This window comes from Trichocoleus sp. DQ-U1 (genome assembly GCF_039961925.1).
Classification (GTDB): Bacteria; Cyanobacteriota; Cyanobacteriia; order Cyanobacteriales; family FACHB-T130; genus FACHB-T130.
Window position 1 is genome coordinate 1 of record NZ_JAMPKB010000026.1, and the last position, 19,679, is coordinate 19,679.

A 19,679-nucleotide genomic window follows, 5' to 3' on the forward strand; every position below is an offset into this window, starting at 1 on the left:
GGTTGCATAATTATCCAGAAAGCAATTAGGGTTAGGAGCATCCCAATCAGAGTAAAAACTCCTGATGGCTAAAATCGCGGATATACAAACGAAGCCTGACGAAAGCAGGTTTCAGCTTGTAGGCTTATTTTTAGAAAAATGGGATGCATTCTGCTCATTTTTTGGGTTGATGAGCTAAATTTTGAGTTAACTTAACAGTGCCTCCTAGCAAAGCTCAGCTCATCTATCGCTCGTAAGAGTAAATATCTCCAGGCTGCTTGAATAGGGTAGATGAACGAGCGGAAAGCAATTGCAGCTCGTCCTTGTCTAATTGAAAACTCAACGCTTCTATGTTTTTTTGGATCTGCTGACGATCTTGAGTAAAGCCTGAGATGACAGCAGTAACACCAGACTGTTGTTTAACCCAGTTTAAAGCCACCTGAGAAATTGTTTTCTCATATTTTTTTGCCACCTCTGCCAAAGTGTCCAACATCTCTAAGACAGGTTGCCAGCCGCCGTGGGCGCGGATCATACTGTTGTAGTAGAAGCCACGGGCATGAGAGCCTTCGCTGGGGGGTGACGAGATGCCCCGGAACTTATCCGACAAGAAGCCGCCTGCTAGAGAACCGTAGGACAACAAAGCAATATTATGCTGGAGGCATAGACTTTGCATTGAGTTTTCTACGCGTCGGTCAATTAAGCTATATTGCACTTGATGAGTGCTAATTGTGGCGTATTGCAAAGCTTTTTCTAACATTGGCGTATTGAAATTAGTAACGCCAAGTTTGCGAATCTTACCTTGTTCTAAAAGTTCTGCGAACACCCTAAAAGTAGAGGCAAAATCTAATTCTGGATTGTGCCAGTGGATTTGTACGCAATCGAGGGTATCGCGCTGCAAATTGCGGAGAGAATTCTCAATTTTGCTGCGAATTTGTGTTGAATTCGGAATATTGTCGAAAAAGACAGCTTTGGTCAAAATGGTGCAGTCGCTTCCTTTGAGCAAGCGACCGAGAACACTTTCGCTGCGTCCGTAGATGTCTGCGGTATCAAAATGAGTAGTACCCAGCGCTAAGTAAATATCCAAAGCACGGGCAATATCGGTTTCTGGAATTCGTTTCCAACTGCGATCGTCGAGTTGCCAGCAGCCGACAATTAAAGAGGATTTTTCTTGGCTATTCATGCTTTCCGTCAATATTCCTTGCAATTCATGGCAAAAAGGTGTAATTCTTCGCTAAATGCCCCCTTGACGATTATGCGCTTAAAATCGCTGACAAACCCCTCACGAATCGCCCAATCCCCTCGGCTGCGGTTTCTTTTTGCAGGGCACCATAGGCAACGCGCAGATAACACCCGTCTTCCATGCCAAAGGTTGTACCTGGAATAACCGCGACACCATGTTCGCGGATCAGTCTTTCTACCAAGTCCATTGCAGGTAATTTTGTATGGACTCTCAGCAGAAAATAAAAAGCTCCATCTGCTGGGGGAATGGTGCATAAATGTTGGATGCGATCGCATTCGTTGAGGACAATTTCTCGCACAGAGGCGATCGCTTCTAGCTTTTCCTTGCAGTAATCTACTCCCGCTTGCAATGCTCCGAATGCGGCATACTGGGAAATCACTGGGGGACAAATCAAAATCGTATCCTGAATCTTCTTGACGGCGATGAGGAGGTGTTTTGGCATCACCATATACCCGATGCGCCAGGACGCGAAACCGTAAGCTTTAGACAGCGAGAAGAGGGAAATTGTATGCGGGTGGCTGTCTGGAATCGCTGCTGGGGAAAAATGCTGCACGCCGTTGTAAGTAAAGTATTCATAGGCTTCATCGCTAATGTGATAGATGCCGCGATCGCGACAAATTTGATTCACTTCGCGTAATGCAGCTTCCGAATACACAGCTCCCGTGGGATTATTAGGTGAAATTGTGACAACTGCCCGCGTTTTTTCGGTAATTGCTTGCCGAATCGCCTCCGGACGGAGTTGATAATTCTCATCCGTCGCGACCAGAACCGGACGACAACCCACCATCGTAATTGCCATCTCTTGGTTGAAGTAATAAGGCGTTTGAAGAATAATCTCGTCGCCGGGATTTGCGATCGCTAACATCACATTCACGAACGCCATGTTACTGCCAGCCGTAACTACAATGCAGTTCTCAGCATTCATGTCAATCGCGTTCTCAAATTTTAATTTTTGAGCGATCGCATCCAGCAACGGTGAGATACCTTGCACGGGTTTGTACTTGTGATTCTCTGGATCTGGCAGGAAATGGGACAGTTGCGCGATCGCTTCTGGCGGCGGACTATAATAAGCAACGCCTTGTCCCAAGGAAATCGTTCCCGGACAGCTACGAATCAATTCCCCAACAACGGGAACAATTGGCGACTGCACCGCCTGCATTCGAGAAGATTCGGTAAGCATACAAAACTCATCGTTCAGGGTTTATTGTGCGTATTTCATATTATTTAAAATTTAACAATTACCTTTTTCTTGTTCTCCTTTTTAAAGGAGTTTAGGAATCAAAGGGTGAATTGTACAAGCTTAAATCCCCTAGCCCACTTTAAACGGGAAAGCTGGAAATTTGCATACAGTGAAGCCGAGATTCCCGACTTCTCTAAGAAGTCGGGAATCTGAACCGATGGCATCTCATAACTCCAATAAGATTGCTATATTGTTTCTGGATGGCTTAATTGAAACCCAGCGGCTTTTAGCTTCTGAGTTGACACTCGCGCATTGTAAGGTCGAACACTTTTCTGGGATTCATCCCAAGAAACTTTGGGTAGATTATGTTGGTTGCACACTCGCTCAAGAAGTTCTCGATAGGTCAAATGTGCATCATCCACCAAATTGTAAATACCTTGCAATTGATGCTTGCGGGCAAACTCGATAGCAGCAACAATGTCATTTAGGTGAATCCAATTTGTTGTATCTTCGCCGTTTCCTGGGCGAGTTGTACCAACAACTCGACTAAATATTTTGGATAATTCACGACCTGGCCCATGAATTCCCCCTAGACGAAGGATACAAACGCCTAACTTTTCAGTGGAAGCTGAGAGCAATATTTGCTCAGTATCACAGAGAATTCGACCATTTTGGTTAGCAGGTGTAACGGGTGATTCTTCATCCACCCATTCCCCATTTTTATCCCCGTAGACCGCATAACTTCCGGTGTAAATTAGCTGTCGCACCGAAGGAGTTTGTTTCAAGGCTGAGACTAAGCTATGGGCAGTTTTTAAATAAGTTTCTTCGTAAACATCGGCATTTTTTGCTCCAATACTGAGCAGTACAGTATCCCGATCTTCCAGCACCGATTGTAGACCTGCTAAATCCTTGCCTTTTACAAGGACGACTTGTTGAGCAACTGCTTCTAATTCTGAAATTCGTTCGGAAGAAGTTGTGGTTGCGGTGACAGTAAATCCTAACTCCTGACGCCAATATTGGGCAACTGTCTTACCCACATAACCACAGCCAATGATTGCAACGTTCATGAAGATTCCGATGTAAATAAATCTAAAGGTAAATGACCGTACATCTCGTTAATTCCGTCTTCATTCGCAGACTGGCAGGACACCAAAACTCCGCGATGTTCTCCTATGTACGGATTGAGATAACACAAGTTAGTCTTGGGGTTAAATTTAATATAAACAGAGCCATCAATCGGTGCTAAATCTTTATTGACTTCATAACCTAAAGCCATTGCATAGGTTTTTAAAGCTTTAATCCCTTGCTCTGTTGTATCGGCACAAACCCCTAGTATTTGGTTATCAGAAAGCTCACTTACCAAAAGTAGCGCTTGGCGAATTGAATCTTTATCCGGTGCATCTTCACTGGAATCTATCCTTAAGCAGTCGAAAACTTTGAGGATTTTATGTGCTTCTTGAACGTTTAAGTTTGACAAATTCTGGACAGACATAAATTCCTTGACTTACTGGGCTAATTCCCGCTCAATCGCTGCAATCAATTCTGGTGAATCTGGCTTCACACTGCTATTAAATCGAGCCACGACTTCACCTTGCTTACTGACTAAGAACTTCTCAAAGTTCCAAGAAACATTTCCCGTAGGCTGTACTGCACTGGTAAGCCGAGCATACAGCGGATGCTGTTCTTGACCTTTGGCATGAACTTTGTCAAACATCTCAAAGCTGACGCCGTAGTTGGTCGTGCAGAAATTCACAATCTCTTCATTGCTACCGGGTTCTTGCGCTCCAAAGTCGTTGCAAGGGAATCCTAGAACGCGCAATCCCTGATCCTGGTACTTTTGGTTTAACTGCTCTAATCCTTTGTACTGAGGCGTGTAGCCGCACTGGGAAGCGACATTCACGATTAAAAGTACCTTTCCGCCGTACTCGGAAAGTTGCTTATCTTCACCGTTGATAGTTTTTACTGCGATATCAGAGACTGTACTGCTCATTAATTTCATTCCTATACACCCTGATTGAGCTGTGTTTTCCCTTATCTGCGGTTAGCGATATTGGATTCTTCTTCGTTAGGGATGGGCGTTTTTTGAGGGGCTGGCTTGTAATATTCTTGCCAAATTTCTAGGCTGAGGATACAGGTCATCAACCACACAATCCCTGCTGCATAGCCAGCGACAACATCCGTAGGCCAATGGACGCCAAGATAAAGCCGACTCAGACCAATACCCGTAACCAATAGCAGTGTCCCGCTAGCGATCGCTATGTGCCATTTACTCAACTGCTTGACCAGTAAATAGCCAAGTGCGCCGTAAACAACCATTGAAATCATCGCATGACCGCTGGGGAAGCTGTATTGACCCACATCAATGACCCGATCCCAAAGCGCCGGACGAGCGCGACCAAATACCACTTTGAGTAAATAGTTTAAGCCAACCGCACCCACTCCAGCGATCGCAAGTGTTATGGCTTGCCCTCGCCGACCGTCTCGGTACAGCCAAATCCCGAAGCCCAAGCAAATGACCAGCAACACCGTGGGTTCTCCCACAAATGTGAATCCCAGCATTAGCCGATCGAGCAGCGGCGCGTGCAGGCTTCTGATAACCACTAAAATTGCCGTATCAATGGCTTGTGTTTCTTTGTCTAAAACTTCGTCAGCAATTTGGGCAAATCCCCACATCCCTAGGGCAGCAACGAATAGACCCGCTGCTGGAATCGTAAATAACAAGGGCAATATGTGCGATTGCCACCACTGCGGCAACGCGGAGATAACTCGCTTGGCAATTTCGCGCATGATCTGGCGGTTCTAATTTGCTAGAGGCTAGCCCAAGCTTGGGCAACGATGTCGCTAAGCCAGTGTCTTTGTGCCTGATCCAGCAGACTATCTTCTTCTAGCACTTGAGCGGTTAATTCGTCTAAAGACTGCCCCTCTTGACGGGCGATTTGAACGACTCCAGCGATCGCTGCTGCCACTAATTCTTCATCAACGGGCTTTTGCCGTAAGGCGACAATTTCTTGAGGACTGGCTGGGATGGGATAATTCATGGCGTAGGTCATAGTCTATGGGCGGGTTTAAAGGATTCATCGCTCAGGGCTTTCGTCGTGAGCGGTTCCCCGCCCGTCCAACAGTTGCACCCCTGTACATTAAGAAAATGAGAATTGTGTAAAGTTTTTTAATCGATTCTAAGCAATTCGTATCCGGAAGTTTAGCGCACTTTGACCCCGGTTCACTCTGTCTTTCTCAGGAATAGGTTCCCTAATGCAGATCGCCAATATGAGAGAAATACTTTACTTAGAAGTTCCTACCCCGGATATAGCCGCCGTCCGTGCCTGGTTGCAACAAGAGTACGATCCAGGAGCAGGGGAGAAAATGCTCACGCCTGACGGTATCAGACTGCAATTTCCCAATCCTGAGAGTCTTAAGAAAACGGATACAACCCAAAATCCCGCAATTCCGCAACCCGAACTCTCAATTTTTATTTGGTCGGTGCAGCGAACCACGTATCTGAAGGTCTTCCGTTGGGCACAGCAGGCTATCCCCGATGAAAGAGAGATCCTGAAACAACTTACCTCCAATCTGAGAAGCCGGTTTCCCCAACAATATCCAGAACCACCGGCGATTGATTTGTCAAAGCAATCTATCTTTGAAGCTTTGGCTTATGATTACCCGGAAACCGTCCGCTTCTTTCAAAAAATGCCGAACGGGGAATATGACCTGAATCGCGTCTATTGGTGGGAGAAACGTTGGCGCGAGAGCGTTCGCAATCCGAAACAGCCAGCGCAGGTTATCTTCCGAAGAGACAGGGAAATCAGGAATCAAAAGGGAGATGAAGCCTTCACTGACTCCTCCTCCCTCCCCTCTCAGTCCATCCTTCGGGAAGGCGAAGCGCCCTCAGCCCTCAGCCCTCAGCCCTCAGTCCTCAGTCCTCAGTCCTCAGTCCTCAGTCCTCAGTCCTCTTCCTACGACCTGATTTATGTAGGTGGTGCCTTGGGCGTCATCCACGCTGCTGTCATGGCTCAACTCGGCTACCGGGTGCTATTGCTGGAACGGCTCCCTTTCGGGCGCATGAACCGGGAGTGGAACATTTCCCGCGATGAATTTCAAAGCTTGATTGATTTAGGCTTATTTACCCCGGCGGAATTTGAAAGCATTATTGCCGCGGAGTATGTAGATGGGTTTCACAAATTCTTCGATGCCAATAATCCGCCCAAGCTCAAAGCACAGGTATTGCATACCCCAACCGTGCTGAATGTGGGATTGGACGCCGAGAAACTGCTGCGTCTGTGTGGGGAAAAACTCACCAAAGCCGGTGGGGAAATTTGGGATGAGACGGAGTTTATCCGGGCTGATATTGAGCGATCGCAAGTTACCGTGCAAGCGAAACATCTGCCCAGCCAAGCTCAACGCCAAGCCAGCGGACGCCTGCTAGTAGATGCGATGGGCACTGCTTCGCCGATTGCGTGGCAGTTGAATGGGGGTCGCACTTTTGATAGTGTTTGCCCAACCGTTGGGGCTGTGATTGCCAGCGGGTTTGAGCCGGGGGTGTGGGATGCCCAATACGGGGATGTGCTGAACAGTCACGGCGATATTTCGCGGGGACGGCAGCTGATTTGGGAGTTATTCCCCGCTGAAGGTGAAGAAGTGACCTTCTACTTATTCCACTATCATCAAGTGCATCCCGATAACCCCGGCTCGTTATTAGAAATGTATGAAGATTTTTTCAACATTTTGCCGGAGTATCGCCGCTGCGATATGGAGAAGCTGGTGTGGAAAAAACCGACATTTGGGTATATTCCGGGTCACTTTAGTGTTGGAAGTCGCGATCGCACGGTTGCTTTCGATCGGCTAATTAGCATTGGCGATGCCGCCTCTCTCCAATCTCCCCTCGTTTTTACCGGCTTTGGTTCCCTGGTTCGCAATCTCTCCCGTTTAACCAACCTTCTCGATACCGCCCTCAAACATGACTTGCTCCAAGCCCATCACTTAAATCAGATTCGCGCTTATCAAAGCAACGTCTCCGTTACCTGGTTATTTTCTAAAGGCATGATGGTTCCCACCGGCACCTACTTACCGCCGCAGCGAATTAACTCGATGCTGAATACCTTTTTCGGGCTTTTGGCGACAGAACCCCCAGAGGTGGCAGACACGTTTATTAAAGACCGAGTGAATTGGCTAACCTTCAATCGACTGGCGCTAAAAGCCGCTTGGATCAATCCAGCTTTGCTGTTATGGATTTGGCAACTTGCCGGTGCTAAAGATATCTTCCGCTGGCTGGGCAGCTATTTCAGCTTTACACTTCATGCCCTAGTTGTTTGGTTGCTGGGGGGTTGGTTTCCGGGTGCCCTCCGGCGTCTACAACCTTCACTAGAAGAACACTATCCTGCTTTGTGGTTATGGCTGCTGGCTCAGAGCTATGCCCTCACTGCTGGGATGGGGCGTCCTCAAAAGAACCATCAGCTTTCTACGCGGAAAGAGCAGAGGCAAACGTCTTCCGAGCGGGTCGCGATTAAAAATTAAAAATGCAAAATTAAAAAGAACAATGTTTAATTTTGTATTTTTAGGACTTACGCCGAGATCCCCCTTGCATCTCCCTTAAAAAGGGGGAACCGGAAAAGCCCCCTTAAAAAAGGGGGCTAGAGGGATCTAGATTTCAAGCTTTCAATGCGTAAGTCCTGATTTTTAATTTCTACGCGCCAGTTTTTCTGGGAAACGTTGGCAATTCTATCGACGCCAAGGATTTCCGCCCTTTCGGGGGACGTGTCGGATAAAGGAGAGGGGAAGGCCAGTTTGGTTGGGAGGGGATGGCATCAGGGCGCTGGGTGGGCACAGCAGCCGGAAATTCTCTGCGAGATATTACCTCCTCTTCTTGCTCAGCATTGTCTCCACTCGCATCTTCTGACCAGATTGCCTCTGGTTCAGAAGGCTCAAAGATGTACGAGGAAGGAGAAGCTGATTCGGTATTTTCTAGGGCATAGATCGTTCCAGCTTCATCGTTCTCATCTGGCTCGAAACTGACAGCCAGCAGCAGGTCTTCCAGTTCGTTCTCAATCGCGATACTTTCCTGGGTAGAAGCGATCGCTAATTCATCGCTGAAATCGTCGTTACCAGAGATTTCCAGCTCAGGGGGCATGAGAAAATCATCCATGAGCGGATCGGAGTCTGAGTCTAGCATTCCCCATTGCCATATCTCCTCTTCATCGGTGGCTTCGAGGCTCTCAGAGGCGGGTATTTCTTCTAACGGCTCCCATTCCCTCGAAACGAAGGCAGTTGGCTCTGTAATCGGTGCATAAGCCGGAGATGGTACTGAAATCTCCCAATCTTCCTCATTCTGGGCGGGGTCTTCCTGAAATGCAGGTTGCGCTGACCAAGGTTGAATAGGCGGCGCTTTGGGGAGCAGAGATTGAGAATCGTGGGCGTTTTTAAGATGGCGATGCGCCCAAGTGGGAGAAGGTCTGGTATCTGGTTCGATTTGGGTGGGGGGAGGCATTTCCAGACACTTTTCTAACGCCGACTTGAATTGCAGGGTTTGGCGCTGCTGGCGTTGCAAACGGGTACGGAGTTCGCGGATTGTATTTTCGCTTTGCAACAGCGCGTGAGATTGTTCGTTATAGCGTTGCTGGGTGAAGGCACATTCCCGTTCTAGCTGGGCGATGCGTTCTTGGCTGTTTTCCAGCTGTTCTGTTACGGTTTCAATTAAGATCTGTTGGCGCTGGGCAGCTTGATGAGACGATTCTAGTTCTCGGAACATCCGGGTGACTTGTTCTTGCGTCCCGTTGAGTTCCTGGGTTGTAGAGGTGAGGATATTTTCTTGAGCTTGCGATCGCTGTCTTTGCAATTGCAACGCCTCCTGACAATCCCCCAGTGCCTTCTCTAGGTGATTCACTCGGCTGACTAAGTCCCGATTGCGCTGACGCATCTCCGCCAACAGTGGAAACAAATTTCCCGCCTCTGCTGGCAATGACTGCGGCTCAGACTTTTCCCGATGCACCCCATCCCCATCATCAGTTGTCTTTGCGGCATTCGCCTCATCGTCTACTAGCGCGGGTGAACGATGCACTAAGCTGACGACTTCTATTACTTCCACGAGAGTCTCGTCCTGTGCCGGTGCTGTCTCCTGTACAGGATCAAGGTTAGGATCTGTTTCATCCTTCACCGGATCTTCCACAGGATCGTCCATTGGAGAATCGGTTGATTGGGGGAAGGACTGGGACTGGTTAGCTTCTTGGGGGGTGTCAGCTTCACTCATTGCTCTGATTTAAGAGAAGGTCATGGGTGCTTGGAATGGACTAGCTGTAGCTTTATCAATTCACAGCTTTAGTTGCGCCTAGATTGCAATAATTCTAATAAGATTATTCCACGACGCTCTCGGAGTCACTCTACCATTTTCAAATTTCGCATCGACGAGGAAATCGAACTCAAATTGCTTGAGGTGCGACACGCACAAGAAGTTTATGCTTTGGTTGATTCTTGTCGCACCTCCCTACGGGAATGGCTTCCCTGGGTTGATGGCTCGAAAAGTCCTGAAGATACCAAGTTTTTCATTGAGGCTGCATTGAAACAATTTGCCGCCAATAATGGATTTCATGCTGGCATTTGGTATCAGGGCAAAATGGCAGGAGCAATTGGATGTCACGAAATTGATTGGGAAAATCGAGCCACTAGCATTGGGTATTGGCTGGGCGAGAATTTCCCAGGATGCGGGATAATGATTAAATCGTGTCGCACTTTGGTAAATCATACTCTGGTTGAGTTGAAGCTGAACCGAGTTGAAATTCGCGCTGCCGTGGAGAACTCTAAAAGTCGAGCGATTCCAGAGAAACTAGGATTTACCAATGAAGGAACGCTTCGCCAAGCTTGTTGGTTATACGACCATTTTGTAGATTTGGTTGTTTACGGGATGTTGGCACGCGATTGGCAAAGGTTAGCCCCACAATAATACTTTTCAAACTTAGGGCAGAAGGCGTTGCGCTCCGACAGGACTATTTTGCCCCTAAAGCATCACTCAACAAATCCCGATGCATCAGTGCCCGATCGACTAAAGATTGTATTTGATGGGGTGACAGGGGGTCGCCGTTGACGTAGTGTTCTAACCAAGTTTGACTAATCAAGTTGGGGTCGTCAGGCAATTGCGTTAAGTCCCACCCTGGCATATTGAGTTCTTCCATCAGCAAGCTAACTTTGGGGTCATAGCTGAGGGCAAAACAGCGACATTCTTGTGCCGCCGCCATAATTAAGCTGTGGTAGCGCATCCCGATTGCCATTTCGACGCCTTGGAATAATCCTTTCAATTCTCTAGGGTCTTTGAGAGAAAAAATATGACTGGCACCGGGTAATTGCGGTTGAATTGACTGAGCGATCGCTAGATCCTGACTTGCTTGAAATGGCACCAGTAAAATGCAGGTCTGAGTAGCTTTTTGAAAGTCAATCAAGGCGCGAGTTAAGTTATCAAGTCGGGCGGGAGTCAGTTGGGGATGCGATCGCAAGGTGACAGCGACTCTGGGTGCTGGTAAATCCCACAGTCCCTTCACTGGCTTTGAGTCTAACGCCCAAACCGGGTCTGGGGCTTGGATATAGGGGATTTTCCAATCCGTTAGCAGGGCAGCAGAGGCGCGATCGCGCACGCTGACGGCATGGCAACCCGCGATCGCTTTTCGCGTTATCCAGCGAGTCAAATTGCGGTTTAAAGGGCCAATTCCCTGCGCCCAAGCAATGGTTTTTAAGCCCCGCTTCTGGGCTAATCCCATTAATCCCGCGTAGTAGAGGGGACTTAGGGCACTGGTGGCGTCTTGCATCAGACTCCCACCGCCCCAGATGAAAACATCCGATTTACGGAGTGCTTGCTGCACTGGGAAAAAAGCTTTGCGCGAGCAACTTTCTACACCATAGCGATCGCGCGTCTTTTTAGGGTTCGCAGAAAGCACAATCGGCGTCACATAAGGCGGTAACATTTGTAGCAGCGATGCCAGCAATGCCTCATCGCCTGCATTGCCTTGCCCATAATATCCGCACAAAACCGCTCGAATCTGTCCCATGCTCAAACTTTACCAGCAAAACTGAGCGGTACTATAAGAAAAAGAGTGATGAGTTTTGAATTTTGTTAGCGAAGCGGTGCCTAGCACGGGTTGAGTTAAGACTTCTAATTCAAAACTTCAACCTCAACCCTCAAAAACTTCTTTATGCACGCACTCTCAATTCCTACCTGGATTATTCACGTTTCCAGCGTCATCGAGTGGATTGCCGCCATTTGGTTGATCTGGATCTACGGCGAAGTGACTCGCAATCGGGCTTGGTGGGCGTTATCCTTCGCCATGCTACCGGCATTAGTCAGCGCCATGTGTGCTTGCACTTGGCACTATTTTGACAACCCAGAATCCTTAGAATGGCTGGTTACGCTTCAGGCGGCGATGACTTTGCTGGGTAACTTCACCCTTTTGGCGGCTGCTTGGTGGATTTGGCGTTCATCAGCCGTGGCTAATCAAAAAGACGATGCGCCAATTATCTCTCCAAAATCACGGTAATGTCTAAAGAAACCCTTTTTGCACTCTCTCTATTCCCCTATTTAGGCTTTCTCTGGTTTCTGACGCGAAGCGGGCAGATGCCGCGTTTAGCTTTAATTGGTTTCTACATGACCTTGGTTTTTGTGGGCGTCACAATTCCGGCTGGAATTTATGCCCAAGTTGCCTATGGGGAATCCTTAGCAAATGTCGATTGGCTGCACGGTGGCGCAGAGGTTTTTCTGACGCTTTCTAATATTCTGATTGTGTTGGGATTTCGGCAGGCAGTGATTCAAAAACGCCAAGTCATTAAGTAAGGGAAACCTCACGCTTTCTCCCTTTTAGAAGGTAAGTTTCCATTTCTCCTTTGCCTTTGACATGAATCGAGCCTCTCTGCTCCAACGCATATCGATTCTGTAAGTATTCGTAAGTTGTAGCCGTTACTTGAATTTCACCGGGCAATCCGTGGGATTCCATCCGGCTGGCGATGTTCACGGTATCCCCCCAAAGGTCATAGATGAACTTTTTAGTGCCGATAACTCCAGCAACTACCGGGCCAGTATTAATGCCAATGCGGATACTGAGTGTTTGATGATGTTTGGCGTTGAATTGGTCAATTTCTTGTTGCATATCGATTGCCATTTGGGCGATCGCTTCTGCATGATCGGGTCGGGGTTCGGGAAGACCTCCTACCACCATGTAGGCATCGCCAATTGTCTTGATTTTCTCCAAGTTATGCCGTTCGGTGAGGCGATCGAACCCGGAGAAAATTTCGTTCAGCAACCAGACAAGTTCTTTCGGTGATATCTTTTCTGAAAGCTGAGTAAAGTTAACCAGATCGGCAAATAAAATCGTCACTTCAGCAAATCCATCGGCAATGTTACTTTGCCCGTCTTTGAGTTGTCTGGCAATCGGCTCTGGCAAGATATTAAGTAACAAGTTGTCAGACTTCTCCTGTTCTACCGTCAGTTGCTGATTTGACTCCCGCAATTGCGCCGTGCGTTCGATGACGCGCAACTCTAGCTCCTTGGAAGTTTGGCGCAGCCTGCCGATCACCAGAGCAATTCCTAACAGCCCCAATAGAGATAGGAGCGCTAACATTACGAAAGTTCCTCGCAGTCCTGCATGAGTTTTTGCCATGAACTCATCCAGAGGACTGGAGATTTCCAAAATCCCTCGAACATCCCCTACTTTCCAGTCTTTTTTAGGGCTATCCGGGTGAGTATTGTGGCAAGCAACGCAGCTAGCCTTCATGAGATCGGCTTGTGCATATCGCAATGACAAACGCCCTTGAAACTTCTCCAAGCGAACAAAGGGTCGATCGGGATGTTGCCTCAAGGCGCGAAGCGCTTCCCACTCAAAATTGTCTTTGGGGCCACCTGTCGCTTGCCGCTGGCGAAAGGGATACTCACTATAAAGTCGGACTGACATCCCAGGGTTTTTTTGAACGAGGCGGTGACTGAGTTCTATCAAGAATGTCGCTGGTACGGGAATTGCCTTTTCTAGAGCAGTGTAGTTGTCGGTAATGGTGATTTCAGGAACTGCTTCTATCCGCTTCAGGATCTCGGAGCTGTAGAGAGTGCGTGCTTCCTCTATCGCTTGGGCATACAAGGCTGCATTCTGAAGTGCTTGTGATTGAATTAGGTTTGACGAGAGATGGGACATATTCCACAAAGCTCCCGCTACTCCAGCACACAATAGGAGTGTCAAGACCAGAATTGTCTGTTTATTTAGCAGTTGAATGATTTTTGCTAGACTTTTCGCAATTGACTGGCGAATTGTACGCCTATCTACACGGGAGCCTTGCAGCGTCATCGAATCTCTCCTACTGTTTCATATAGCGATACCTTATATTCCAAGCAGAACACCCTTTAGCTTCTGTTTTAAGCTACTACAAGCCTAACTAGACTACCGCAGTCAGGCTAAATTTCCGGAGACTTTGCAAAAGAGCAAAAGTTTGAGGCTTGTTCTAGCGCCACGCTGAAAAAATGCCTTATGTCAAGGTTTTACACCCATTTTTTTATCTATCTTTTATCTAAATTAGGATTAGATTTTACTGACTAAACGTTGGCACACTTTGAATTGACTTAAATAATATAAATTTTCAATACTATTATTAGTAGACAAGTTCTTCTTTATTAAATTTATTGTACCACAAAAACTTTATTCCAATCTAAATACTAGCAATAATAATTTGAATATCGCCATAAACAAACAATTTTAAAATTTCGCATAAAATACCTAAGATTAACGAACATTATTATAAGCGCTCGCCCATTAAATCTACATACTGTTTGAAGAATTTTGATAAACATTCAAGACAAAAATGCTACGAGTTTAAGGTTTTATATCCTCCCAATAGAAGTAGCCAAACCACCACAATTAGCCAATGAATTGCCACGGGCATCCATAGAGAGCCACTTTGAAAATAGGCAAGAGTACAAATAACACCTAGAAGTGCTGCCAAGAATAGAAAAACTGGATTAAAAAAAGTTCGGAGTCCATCGGGATAGAAAGTTACGGCATTTAGCGGATGGTAGATGATAAACATTGCTAAACTAATACCTCCCCAAAGCCATAGAGTAGTAGGGGTAGCTTTTTCTGTAGGGTGAGGAAGTAGTAAGATCCGAAAAAATAGCTCTTCAGATATGGCGGGAGACAACAGACAACGCGCCATTACACCAATAATCATTTCCCAGGATGTTTCTACATCAAGTTTTAAAAAACCAAATTTGAATCCAATAGGTAGTGAAATTAAGGTATATATCAGTACCAAAGCAGCAGAATATAGGCACGCTTTGGCATCAGGAGTTGTAGAGGCGGCTGTAATTAAGCGAGAGACAATTCCCAGGCTTGGCGAAAGCGCGATCGCATCTACGGAAAGCTCAAATAGCCCTGCGATAGCTGGCACATTACTCATATATACGTTAACCATTAAAAATATTTCCTCAGATAGATATTTTTTGCAGATGAAATTATACTACCGATAGCTTTTTCGTTAAGTTCAGTAATGTTTCAGTGTTATTGACGATAAGACTTTATAAAGCTTTCTTATAAAGGGCAAAAATTGCCAATACAATAAAAAATCATCTAAAGAAAAAAGGTAGCACAAGAAGTACGTACGGGAAAGCTTAAACTCTGGGTATGTCTGCGTAAACCTTTGCACCCTTGGTGTTGAAAAACATATTGTTAAGCAAGTTTGCGAAGCTTCTTCTGGATGAGAAGCTCTACCTGTTGGAAGAGATATTGACCAAATTCCTGTGACAAACTTCTAGAATTACGACAGCTTTAATAAATGAAATTCTCAACTTAACTTTGGAGGGACATTATGGGAATCGGCGATATGTTCAGAAACATACCGGGTTTGAATAGGGAAGGAGGCGATCGAGATCAGGAGTACCGCGATCGCAATGAAGATCGAGAATACCGCGATCGCAATGAAGATCGGGAGTATAGCGATCGCAATGAAGATCGGGAGTACCGCGATCGAAATCGGGAGTATAGCGATCGCAATGAAGATCGGGAATACCGCGATCGCGATAGGTATCGTGACGGAAATGATGATGACGATGATGACGATCGCAAAGATAGATATCGTAGTGAACATCGCGATGATGATGACGACGATGATGATGACGAACATAAGCATAGCCATCGCCGCAAACACCATGACGATGATGACGACGATTAAAATGGTTGGGTTGGATTAACCATCCACACAATCTGCTAAAGAATTAAATGGCGTTAGCTCAATAGCTGACGCCATTCCTGCTTAAAATGAACCCAGGCAATACTTTTAAGCTTAAAAGCTATCGTAGACAGGAAAAAATAGATGCAGAATTCATCACCCCCGACGGGGCAAATCCGCGCCCACGTAATCGTTTCAGGAACCGTTCAGGGAGTTGGTTTTCGGTTCTCAACGTTAGATGAAGCGATCCAGCTAGGCGTCAGCGGCTGGGTGCAAAATCTCCCCGATGGGCGTGTAGAAGCTGTTTTTGAAGGAAGCAAGGCAGATGTTGAAGAGGTAATTCAATGGTGTCACAAAGGGCCACCTGCTGCTGTGGTGAAAGCGGTGGCGGTTGAGTACGAAACGCCAGAAGGATTGCGCGGATTTGAAATGTGGCGATAGAGGCAATTTTAGCAGGTCGCGATGACTCCACTTCTACGGCGATCGCCAGCGCCGGTTATTAATCCTTCCGAATTTTCCATGACACTATGAACGCCACCAAAAAACATATTCTTCTGTTTCCAAAAAATCAATTCATTACTACCTGGAAGCATCAGATTTTTAAGTTCTTCTTCGCTAAAGCCGGGTTCAAGATTAAAAATATCACTTTCCCAATGAACGCGAGGATGATTCACTGCTGCATCAACGTCCATTTTAAAATCAATAATATTGGAAATAACTTGTAAAATTGCAGTTCTAATTCGATTCGAGCCACCAGAACCTAAAACAATCTCTGGTTGATTATTCTTAAGTACAATAGTCGGAGCCATCATTGAAGAAATCCGCGTATTTTCTTCCCAGTTATGAAATCCATGCGGATTTAAATCAGCTTCTCCTAGCATATTATTCAGCATAATCCCAGTTCCCGGAATCACATAAGAAGAACCCTCTCCGTTGGAAGTGGTAACACTCGCCGCATTACCTTCGCTATCAACCACACTGATATGAGTAGTGCTTCCCCATTTATTGACAACTTCAGTTAATTTATCTTCATAAATAGCCAAATGTTCAGATGATAAGAAAGTTTGGGCAATCTCTTCTGTATGAGTATAAGCGTCATATCTATCCGTTCTGGCTTCATTGGTTAGGCGCATCACATGAGCTAATATTGCTAAATGGCCAGAACTGCCAAACTCTATATTAGTTAAATCAACTTTTGAAAGCAGTTCTAAAGCAAAAGCAATCAGAATGCCGCCAGAACTGGGCGGAGGATTGGTTAAGAAGGTGTTCCCCCGGTAATTCATCACCAGAGGCTTTCTCTCGATTACTCGATAATTATTAAGGTCTTCTAAGGTTAAATAACCTCCATAATCTTGGCAATCCTTGACTAAGCGTTGGGCAATTTCACCCTCGTAAAATTCTCTAATTCCACTTTCAGATAAATAAGTTAACGTATCAGCAAAATTACTCATCAAAACTGTTCCTCCAGGCTGGACAAGTTTCCCCTCTGGGGCAAAAACCTGCTGCATCTCTTTAGAGCCAAGCAGCATGGGGCTGAGGATTGTCAAACAGTAATAGGTAAAATCGTTTAGTTCGACACCCGTTTTTGCATAACGGATTGCCGGTTCAGCAACCACCTTAAAAGGTAATCTACCTAATTTCTGATGAACGTGGAAAACGCCCTTGAGGTTGCCTGGAACAGCCATTGAACCAAGCCCAATATGGAACTCTTGAACTGCATCGCCAAAATTAATTCCAACTGGATAAAAATTAAGCTTTTCCTGACTTATTTTGTATCGTGGTGTTTGAGAAAAGAAGTCGAACAAAATATTTTGATTATCCTGAGTATGGGCTAAAAGAAACCCACCACCCCCCGCAGATGTCAGGGCAGTTTCGGTAACGCAAGAGGCTAGGATTGCAGCCGCCGCTGCATCAAATGCGTTTCCCCCTAATTGGAGCATCTCAATTCCAGCTTCGGCTGTTTTTTGATGTCCAGCAGCAATAACACCGTGAGTTTTTTTATACATAAATATTGAGTACGAAAAGCTAGAGTGAATAGAAGCTAGGTTGTCAGTATGTAGGGCAATCGCGCTTTCTTATATTTGCATGATGAGAGTGCCACGAGCGCCGGATCGCGATTGAATATAATAAAATTGGCAGGACAAACGAAATGATATTACCGACTTTACTAGAGATCGAGGATTCTATCTGTGCCTTATGCCTCGAAAAACAACAGTGGTTGCTGAAAGGTATCCCTTGGTAAGGGCAAAACAGGAAATCTACACAAGATAAACTCGTTGATTTAAAACACATGAAAAACTACCTGAGAGGGCTAGCACTCCAAGCATCTCAGCAGAAATCGCGGAAATCGATGAGGAGTTGCCGTTGCTGAAATAGATGGTTTAGCAACCCGGAGAGATTCAGGGAAGCGATCGCTCTCAGCTTGGATGAGGGTGCATCCAGGTAGCGATCGCTTCGCTAAGATGTGCTTCGGGGAATCCTTGCAGCTAGGGTTCAGCGTTTTTATTAATTTTTTTATCTAAGTTAGATGAATTTTTTCACCCTGTCTATAACATTACATTTGGACTTCAATCCCTAACGCATACAAAAACCAGGAATTATACCCGATGGAAACTCAATTATTCAACACTCATATTGAAGAATCGCATATTCTCTTAACTCCAAATGAAGTTAAATCAAAATTACCTTTAACAGATGAGGCAGAAAAAACCGTTTTAAACTTTAGGAATGAAATAGAGGATATCCTAGATGGGAAAGATAGTCGAAAATTTATTGTAGTTGGCCCTTGTTCTATCCATGATATAAAGTCGGCTGAAGAATACGCCTATAGACTAAAAAATCTCTCCGATCGAGTGAACGATAAGCTGCTGCTGATCATGAGAGTGTATTTTGAAAAACCAAGGACTACCGTGGGATGGAAAGGATTAATTAACGATCCGGATATGGATGATTCTTTCCACATAGAAAAGGGTTTATTAACTGCACGGAGTTTATTAATCAAAATAACTGAATTGGGATTACCCGCTGCTACAGAAGCTCTCGATCCTATAATTCCACAATATATTGGCGAATTGATTGCATGGTCTGCAATTGGGGCACGCACAACCGAATCGCAAACTCACCGCGAAATGGCAAGCGGACTTTCAATGCCTGTAGGTTTTAAAAATGGTACTGATGGTAGCGTTCAAGTCGCTTTAAATGCTCTGGAGTCAGCTAGAAAACCTCACCATTTTCTAGGGATTAATGCAACGGGACAGGTGAGCATTTTTAAAACGAAAGGAAATGCTTACGGTCATATTATTTTACGGGGCGGTGCCAAACAGCCTAACTTTGATGCTGCAAATGTAAAAATTGCGGAGGAAAAATTAAAAGCAGCTAATTTGCCTCCAAAAATTGTCATTGACTGTAGTCACGGAAATTCAAATAAAGACTATAAAAAACAGTCAGCAGTTTTTGAAAATGTTATTCAACAAATATTGGAGGGGAATGCTTCTATCGTTGGCATGATGCTGGAATCAAATTTGTACGAAGGCAATCAACCCATTCCTAGCCAATTAGAAGAATTAAAATACGGTGTTTCGGTAACAGATAAATGTATTAATTGGGAGGAAACAGAAAGAATTATTTTAGCTGCCTACGAGAAGCTAAAGTAAAAAAGCAGTTTTTTAAGACTGAGAACTGACAAGTCAGCGCAACGCTCTCGCCTGTGCTTGTAGTATCGGTGAAGGTAGTTTCACCGATACTAAAACTAAGTGTTTTCTCCTTCTGCTTGGAATGGATATTCGCCTACACCTAGCTGCTTTTTTGAATCTTCTAACTGTTTCCAAAGCATTTCAAGGTCTTGGAAAGCTTTCTCTAGAGGAATTTTGCCATTGCTTGCCAGACAACTGATATAAGTTGCTTTTTGAGCAAATTCTTGTAGATTTGCATTAAAAACTAAATTTTCTGGTTTTACATCGCCATAGTAACGGCTGTGAGAATATATAAAATTGGAAGTTACTAACATTTTATTTATCTCCGCTTGTGAAATTCTGTATCTTAATTCTTACTATGCACTGCAATCTCTGTCGGGATAAGTGATAGCTGTCTACAAAAAAAGTGACG

The 19,679-nt window shown here is 45.5% G+C and carries 20 protein-coding genes; 7 read left to right on the forward strand and 13 right to left on the reverse strand.

Annotated elements, in window-relative coordinates:
* Positions 1-223 precede the first annotated feature (223 nt).
* The 7 genes from NDI34_RS12860 to NDI34_RS12890 all read right to left on the reverse strand — a co-directional run bounded on the left by NDI34_RS12860 (position 224) and on the right by NDI34_RS12890 (position 5,437).
* Positions 224-1,159: an aldo/keto reductase gene (locus NDI34_RS12860; RefSeq protein WP_348232845.1), complete on the reverse strand. Its 936-nt coding sequence runs from the start codon at positions 1,157-1,159 to the stop codon at positions 224-226.
* A 70-nt stretch (positions 1,160-1,229) separates the two neighbouring features.
* On the reverse strand, positions 1,230-2,399 hold the full coding sequence (locus tag NDI34_RS12865; RefSeq protein WP_348232846.1) for a pyridoxal phosphate-dependent aminotransferase: 1,170 nt from the start codon (positions 2,397-2,399) through the stop codon (positions 1,230-1,232).
* A gap of 245 nt (positions 2,400-2,644) precedes the next feature.
* Positions 2,645-3,466, reverse strand: coding sequence for an SDR family oxidoreductase (locus NDI34_RS12870; RefSeq protein WP_348232847.1), 822 nt, complete (start codon positions 3,464-3,466; stop codon positions 2,645-2,647).
* Positions 3,463-3,891 carry a DUF1824 family protein gene (locus tag NDI34_RS12875; protein WP_348232848.1) on the reverse strand — a complete coding sequence of 143 codons (429 nt, stop codon included), beginning with the start codon at positions 3,889-3,891 and terminating at the stop codon, positions 3,463-3,465. The genes NDI34_RS12870 and NDI34_RS12875 overlap by 4 nt, the downstream gene beginning before the upstream one ends.
* Before the next feature lie 12 nt (positions 3,892-3,903).
* Positions 3,904-4,389 carry a glutathione peroxidase gene (locus NDI34_RS12880; protein WP_348232849.1) on the reverse strand — a complete coding sequence of 162 codons (486 nt, stop codon included), beginning with the start codon at positions 4,387-4,389 and terminating at the stop codon, positions 3,904-3,906.
* A gap of 41 nt (positions 4,390-4,430) precedes the next feature.
* The gene (locus tag NDI34_RS12885; RefSeq protein ID WP_348232850.1) at positions 4,431-5,186 is read right to left on the reverse strand and encodes a phosphatase PAP2 family protein; all 756 of its coding nucleotides are present in this window, start codon (positions 5,184-5,186) and stop codon (positions 4,431-4,433) included.
* A gap of 20 nt (positions 5,187-5,206) precedes the next feature.
* On the reverse strand, positions 5,207-5,437 hold the full coding sequence (locus tag NDI34_RS12890; protein WP_190429539.1) for a hypothetical protein: 231 nt from the start codon (positions 5,435-5,437) through the stop codon (positions 5,207-5,209).
* Positions 5,438-5,666: 229 nt separating this feature from the next.
* On the opposite strand from NDI34_RS12890, the gene NDI34_RS12895 reads away from it, so the two are divergent.
* Positions 5,667-7,910 carry a flavin-dependent dehydrogenase gene (locus NDI34_RS12895; RefSeq protein WP_348232851.1) on the forward strand — a complete coding sequence of 748 codons (2,244 nt, stop codon included), beginning with the start codon at positions 5,667-5,669 and terminating at the stop codon, positions 7,908-7,910.
* 169 nt (positions 7,911-8,079) lie between these two features.
* Here the strand turns inward: NDI34_RS12895 and NDI34_RS12900 are convergent, their stop codons facing one another.
* Positions 8,080-9,639 carry a hypothetical protein gene (locus NDI34_RS12900; protein ID WP_348232852.1) on the reverse strand — a complete coding sequence of 520 codons (1,560 nt, stop codon included), beginning with the start codon at positions 9,637-9,639 and terminating at the stop codon, positions 8,080-8,082.
* 135 nt (positions 9,640-9,774) lie between these two features.
* On the opposite strand from NDI34_RS12900, the gene NDI34_RS12905 reads away from it, so the two are divergent.
* Positions 9,775-10,329 carry a GNAT family N-acetyltransferase gene (locus NDI34_RS12905; RefSeq protein WP_190410908.1) on the forward strand — a complete coding sequence of 185 codons (555 nt, stop codon included), beginning with the start codon at positions 9,775-9,777 and terminating at the stop codon, positions 10,327-10,329.
* 43 nt (positions 10,330-10,372) lie between these two features.
* Here the strand turns inward: NDI34_RS12905 and csaB are convergent, their stop codons facing one another.
* Positions 10,373-11,425: a polysaccharide pyruvyl transferase CsaB gene (csaB, locus tag NDI34_RS12910; protein ID WP_348232853.1), complete on the reverse strand. Its 1,053-nt coding sequence runs from the start codon at positions 11,423-11,425 to the stop codon at positions 10,373-10,375.
* A gap of 144 nt (positions 11,426-11,569) precedes the next feature.
* Here csaB and NDI34_RS12915 point away from each other — a divergent pair, with 144 nt between their 5' ends.
* Positions 11,570-11,911 carry a DUF2499 domain-containing protein gene (locus NDI34_RS12915; protein WP_348232854.1) on the forward strand — a complete coding sequence of 114 codons (342 nt, stop codon included), beginning with the start codon at positions 11,570-11,572 and terminating at the stop codon, positions 11,909-11,911.
* Positions 11,911-12,204 carry a DUF3593 domain-containing protein gene (locus NDI34_RS12920; RefSeq protein WP_190410606.1) on the forward strand — a complete coding sequence of 98 codons (294 nt, stop codon included), beginning with the start codon at positions 11,911-11,913 and terminating at the stop codon, positions 12,202-12,204. Before NDI34_RS12915 ends, NDI34_RS12920 begins: the two co-directional genes overlap by 1 nt.
* Here NDI34_RS12920 and NDI34_RS12925 read toward each other — a convergent pair.
* The gene (locus NDI34_RS12925; RefSeq protein WP_348232855.1) at positions 12,197-13,702 is read right to left on the reverse strand and encodes an adenylate/guanylate cyclase domain-containing protein; all 1,506 of its coding nucleotides are present in this window, start codon (positions 13,700-13,702) and stop codon (positions 12,197-12,199) included. The two genes, NDI34_RS12920 and NDI34_RS12925, sit on opposite strands and share 8 nt — an antisense overlap.
* 514 nt (positions 13,703-14,216) lie before the next feature.
* A complete protein-coding gene (locus NDI34_RS12930) occupies positions 14,217-14,822 on the reverse strand; it encodes a CPBP family glutamic-type intramembrane protease (protein ID WP_348232856.1) in 606 nt (201 codons plus the stop codon).
* A 408-nt stretch (positions 14,823-15,230) separates the two neighbouring features.
* On the opposite strand from NDI34_RS12930, the gene NDI34_RS12935 reads away from it, so the two are divergent.
* Together NDI34_RS12935 and NDI34_RS12940 are read left to right on the forward strand one after the other, a co-directional pair.
* Complete coding sequence (locus NDI34_RS12935) at positions 15,231-15,578, forward strand: hypothetical protein (RefSeq protein ID WP_348232857.1); 348 nt, start codon at positions 15,231-15,233, stop codon at positions 15,576-15,578.
* A gap of 141 nt (positions 15,579-15,719) precedes the next feature.
* On the forward strand, positions 15,720-16,016 hold the full coding sequence (locus NDI34_RS12940) for an acylphosphatase (protein ID WP_348232858.1): 297 nt from the start codon (positions 15,720-15,722) through the stop codon (positions 16,014-16,016).
* A gap of 8 nt (positions 16,017-16,024) precedes the next feature.
* Here NDI34_RS12940 and ggt read toward each other — a convergent pair whose 3' ends face one another.
* A complete protein-coding gene (ggt, locus tag NDI34_RS12945) occupies positions 16,025-17,581 on the reverse strand; it encodes a gamma-glutamyltransferase (protein WP_348232859.1) in 1,557 nt (518 codons plus the stop codon).
* Positions 17,582-18,181: 600 nt separating this feature from the next.
* On the opposite strand from ggt, the gene NDI34_RS12950 reads away from it, so the two are divergent.
* Positions 18,182-19,228 (forward strand): 3-deoxy-7-phosphoheptulonate synthase, encoded by a 1,047-nt coding sequence (locus tag NDI34_RS12950; protein ID WP_348232860.1) that lies wholly within the window; start codon positions 18,182-18,184, stop codon positions 19,226-19,228.
* A gap of 95 nt (positions 19,229-19,323) precedes the next feature.
* Here NDI34_RS12950 and NDI34_RS12955 read toward each other — a convergent pair whose 3' ends face one another.
* Positions 19,324-19,581 carry a hypothetical protein gene (locus tag NDI34_RS12955; protein WP_190429512.1) on the reverse strand — a complete coding sequence of 86 codons (258 nt, stop codon included), beginning with the start codon at positions 19,579-19,581 and terminating at the stop codon, positions 19,324-19,326.
* Positions 19,582-19,679: the final 98 nt, after the last annotated feature.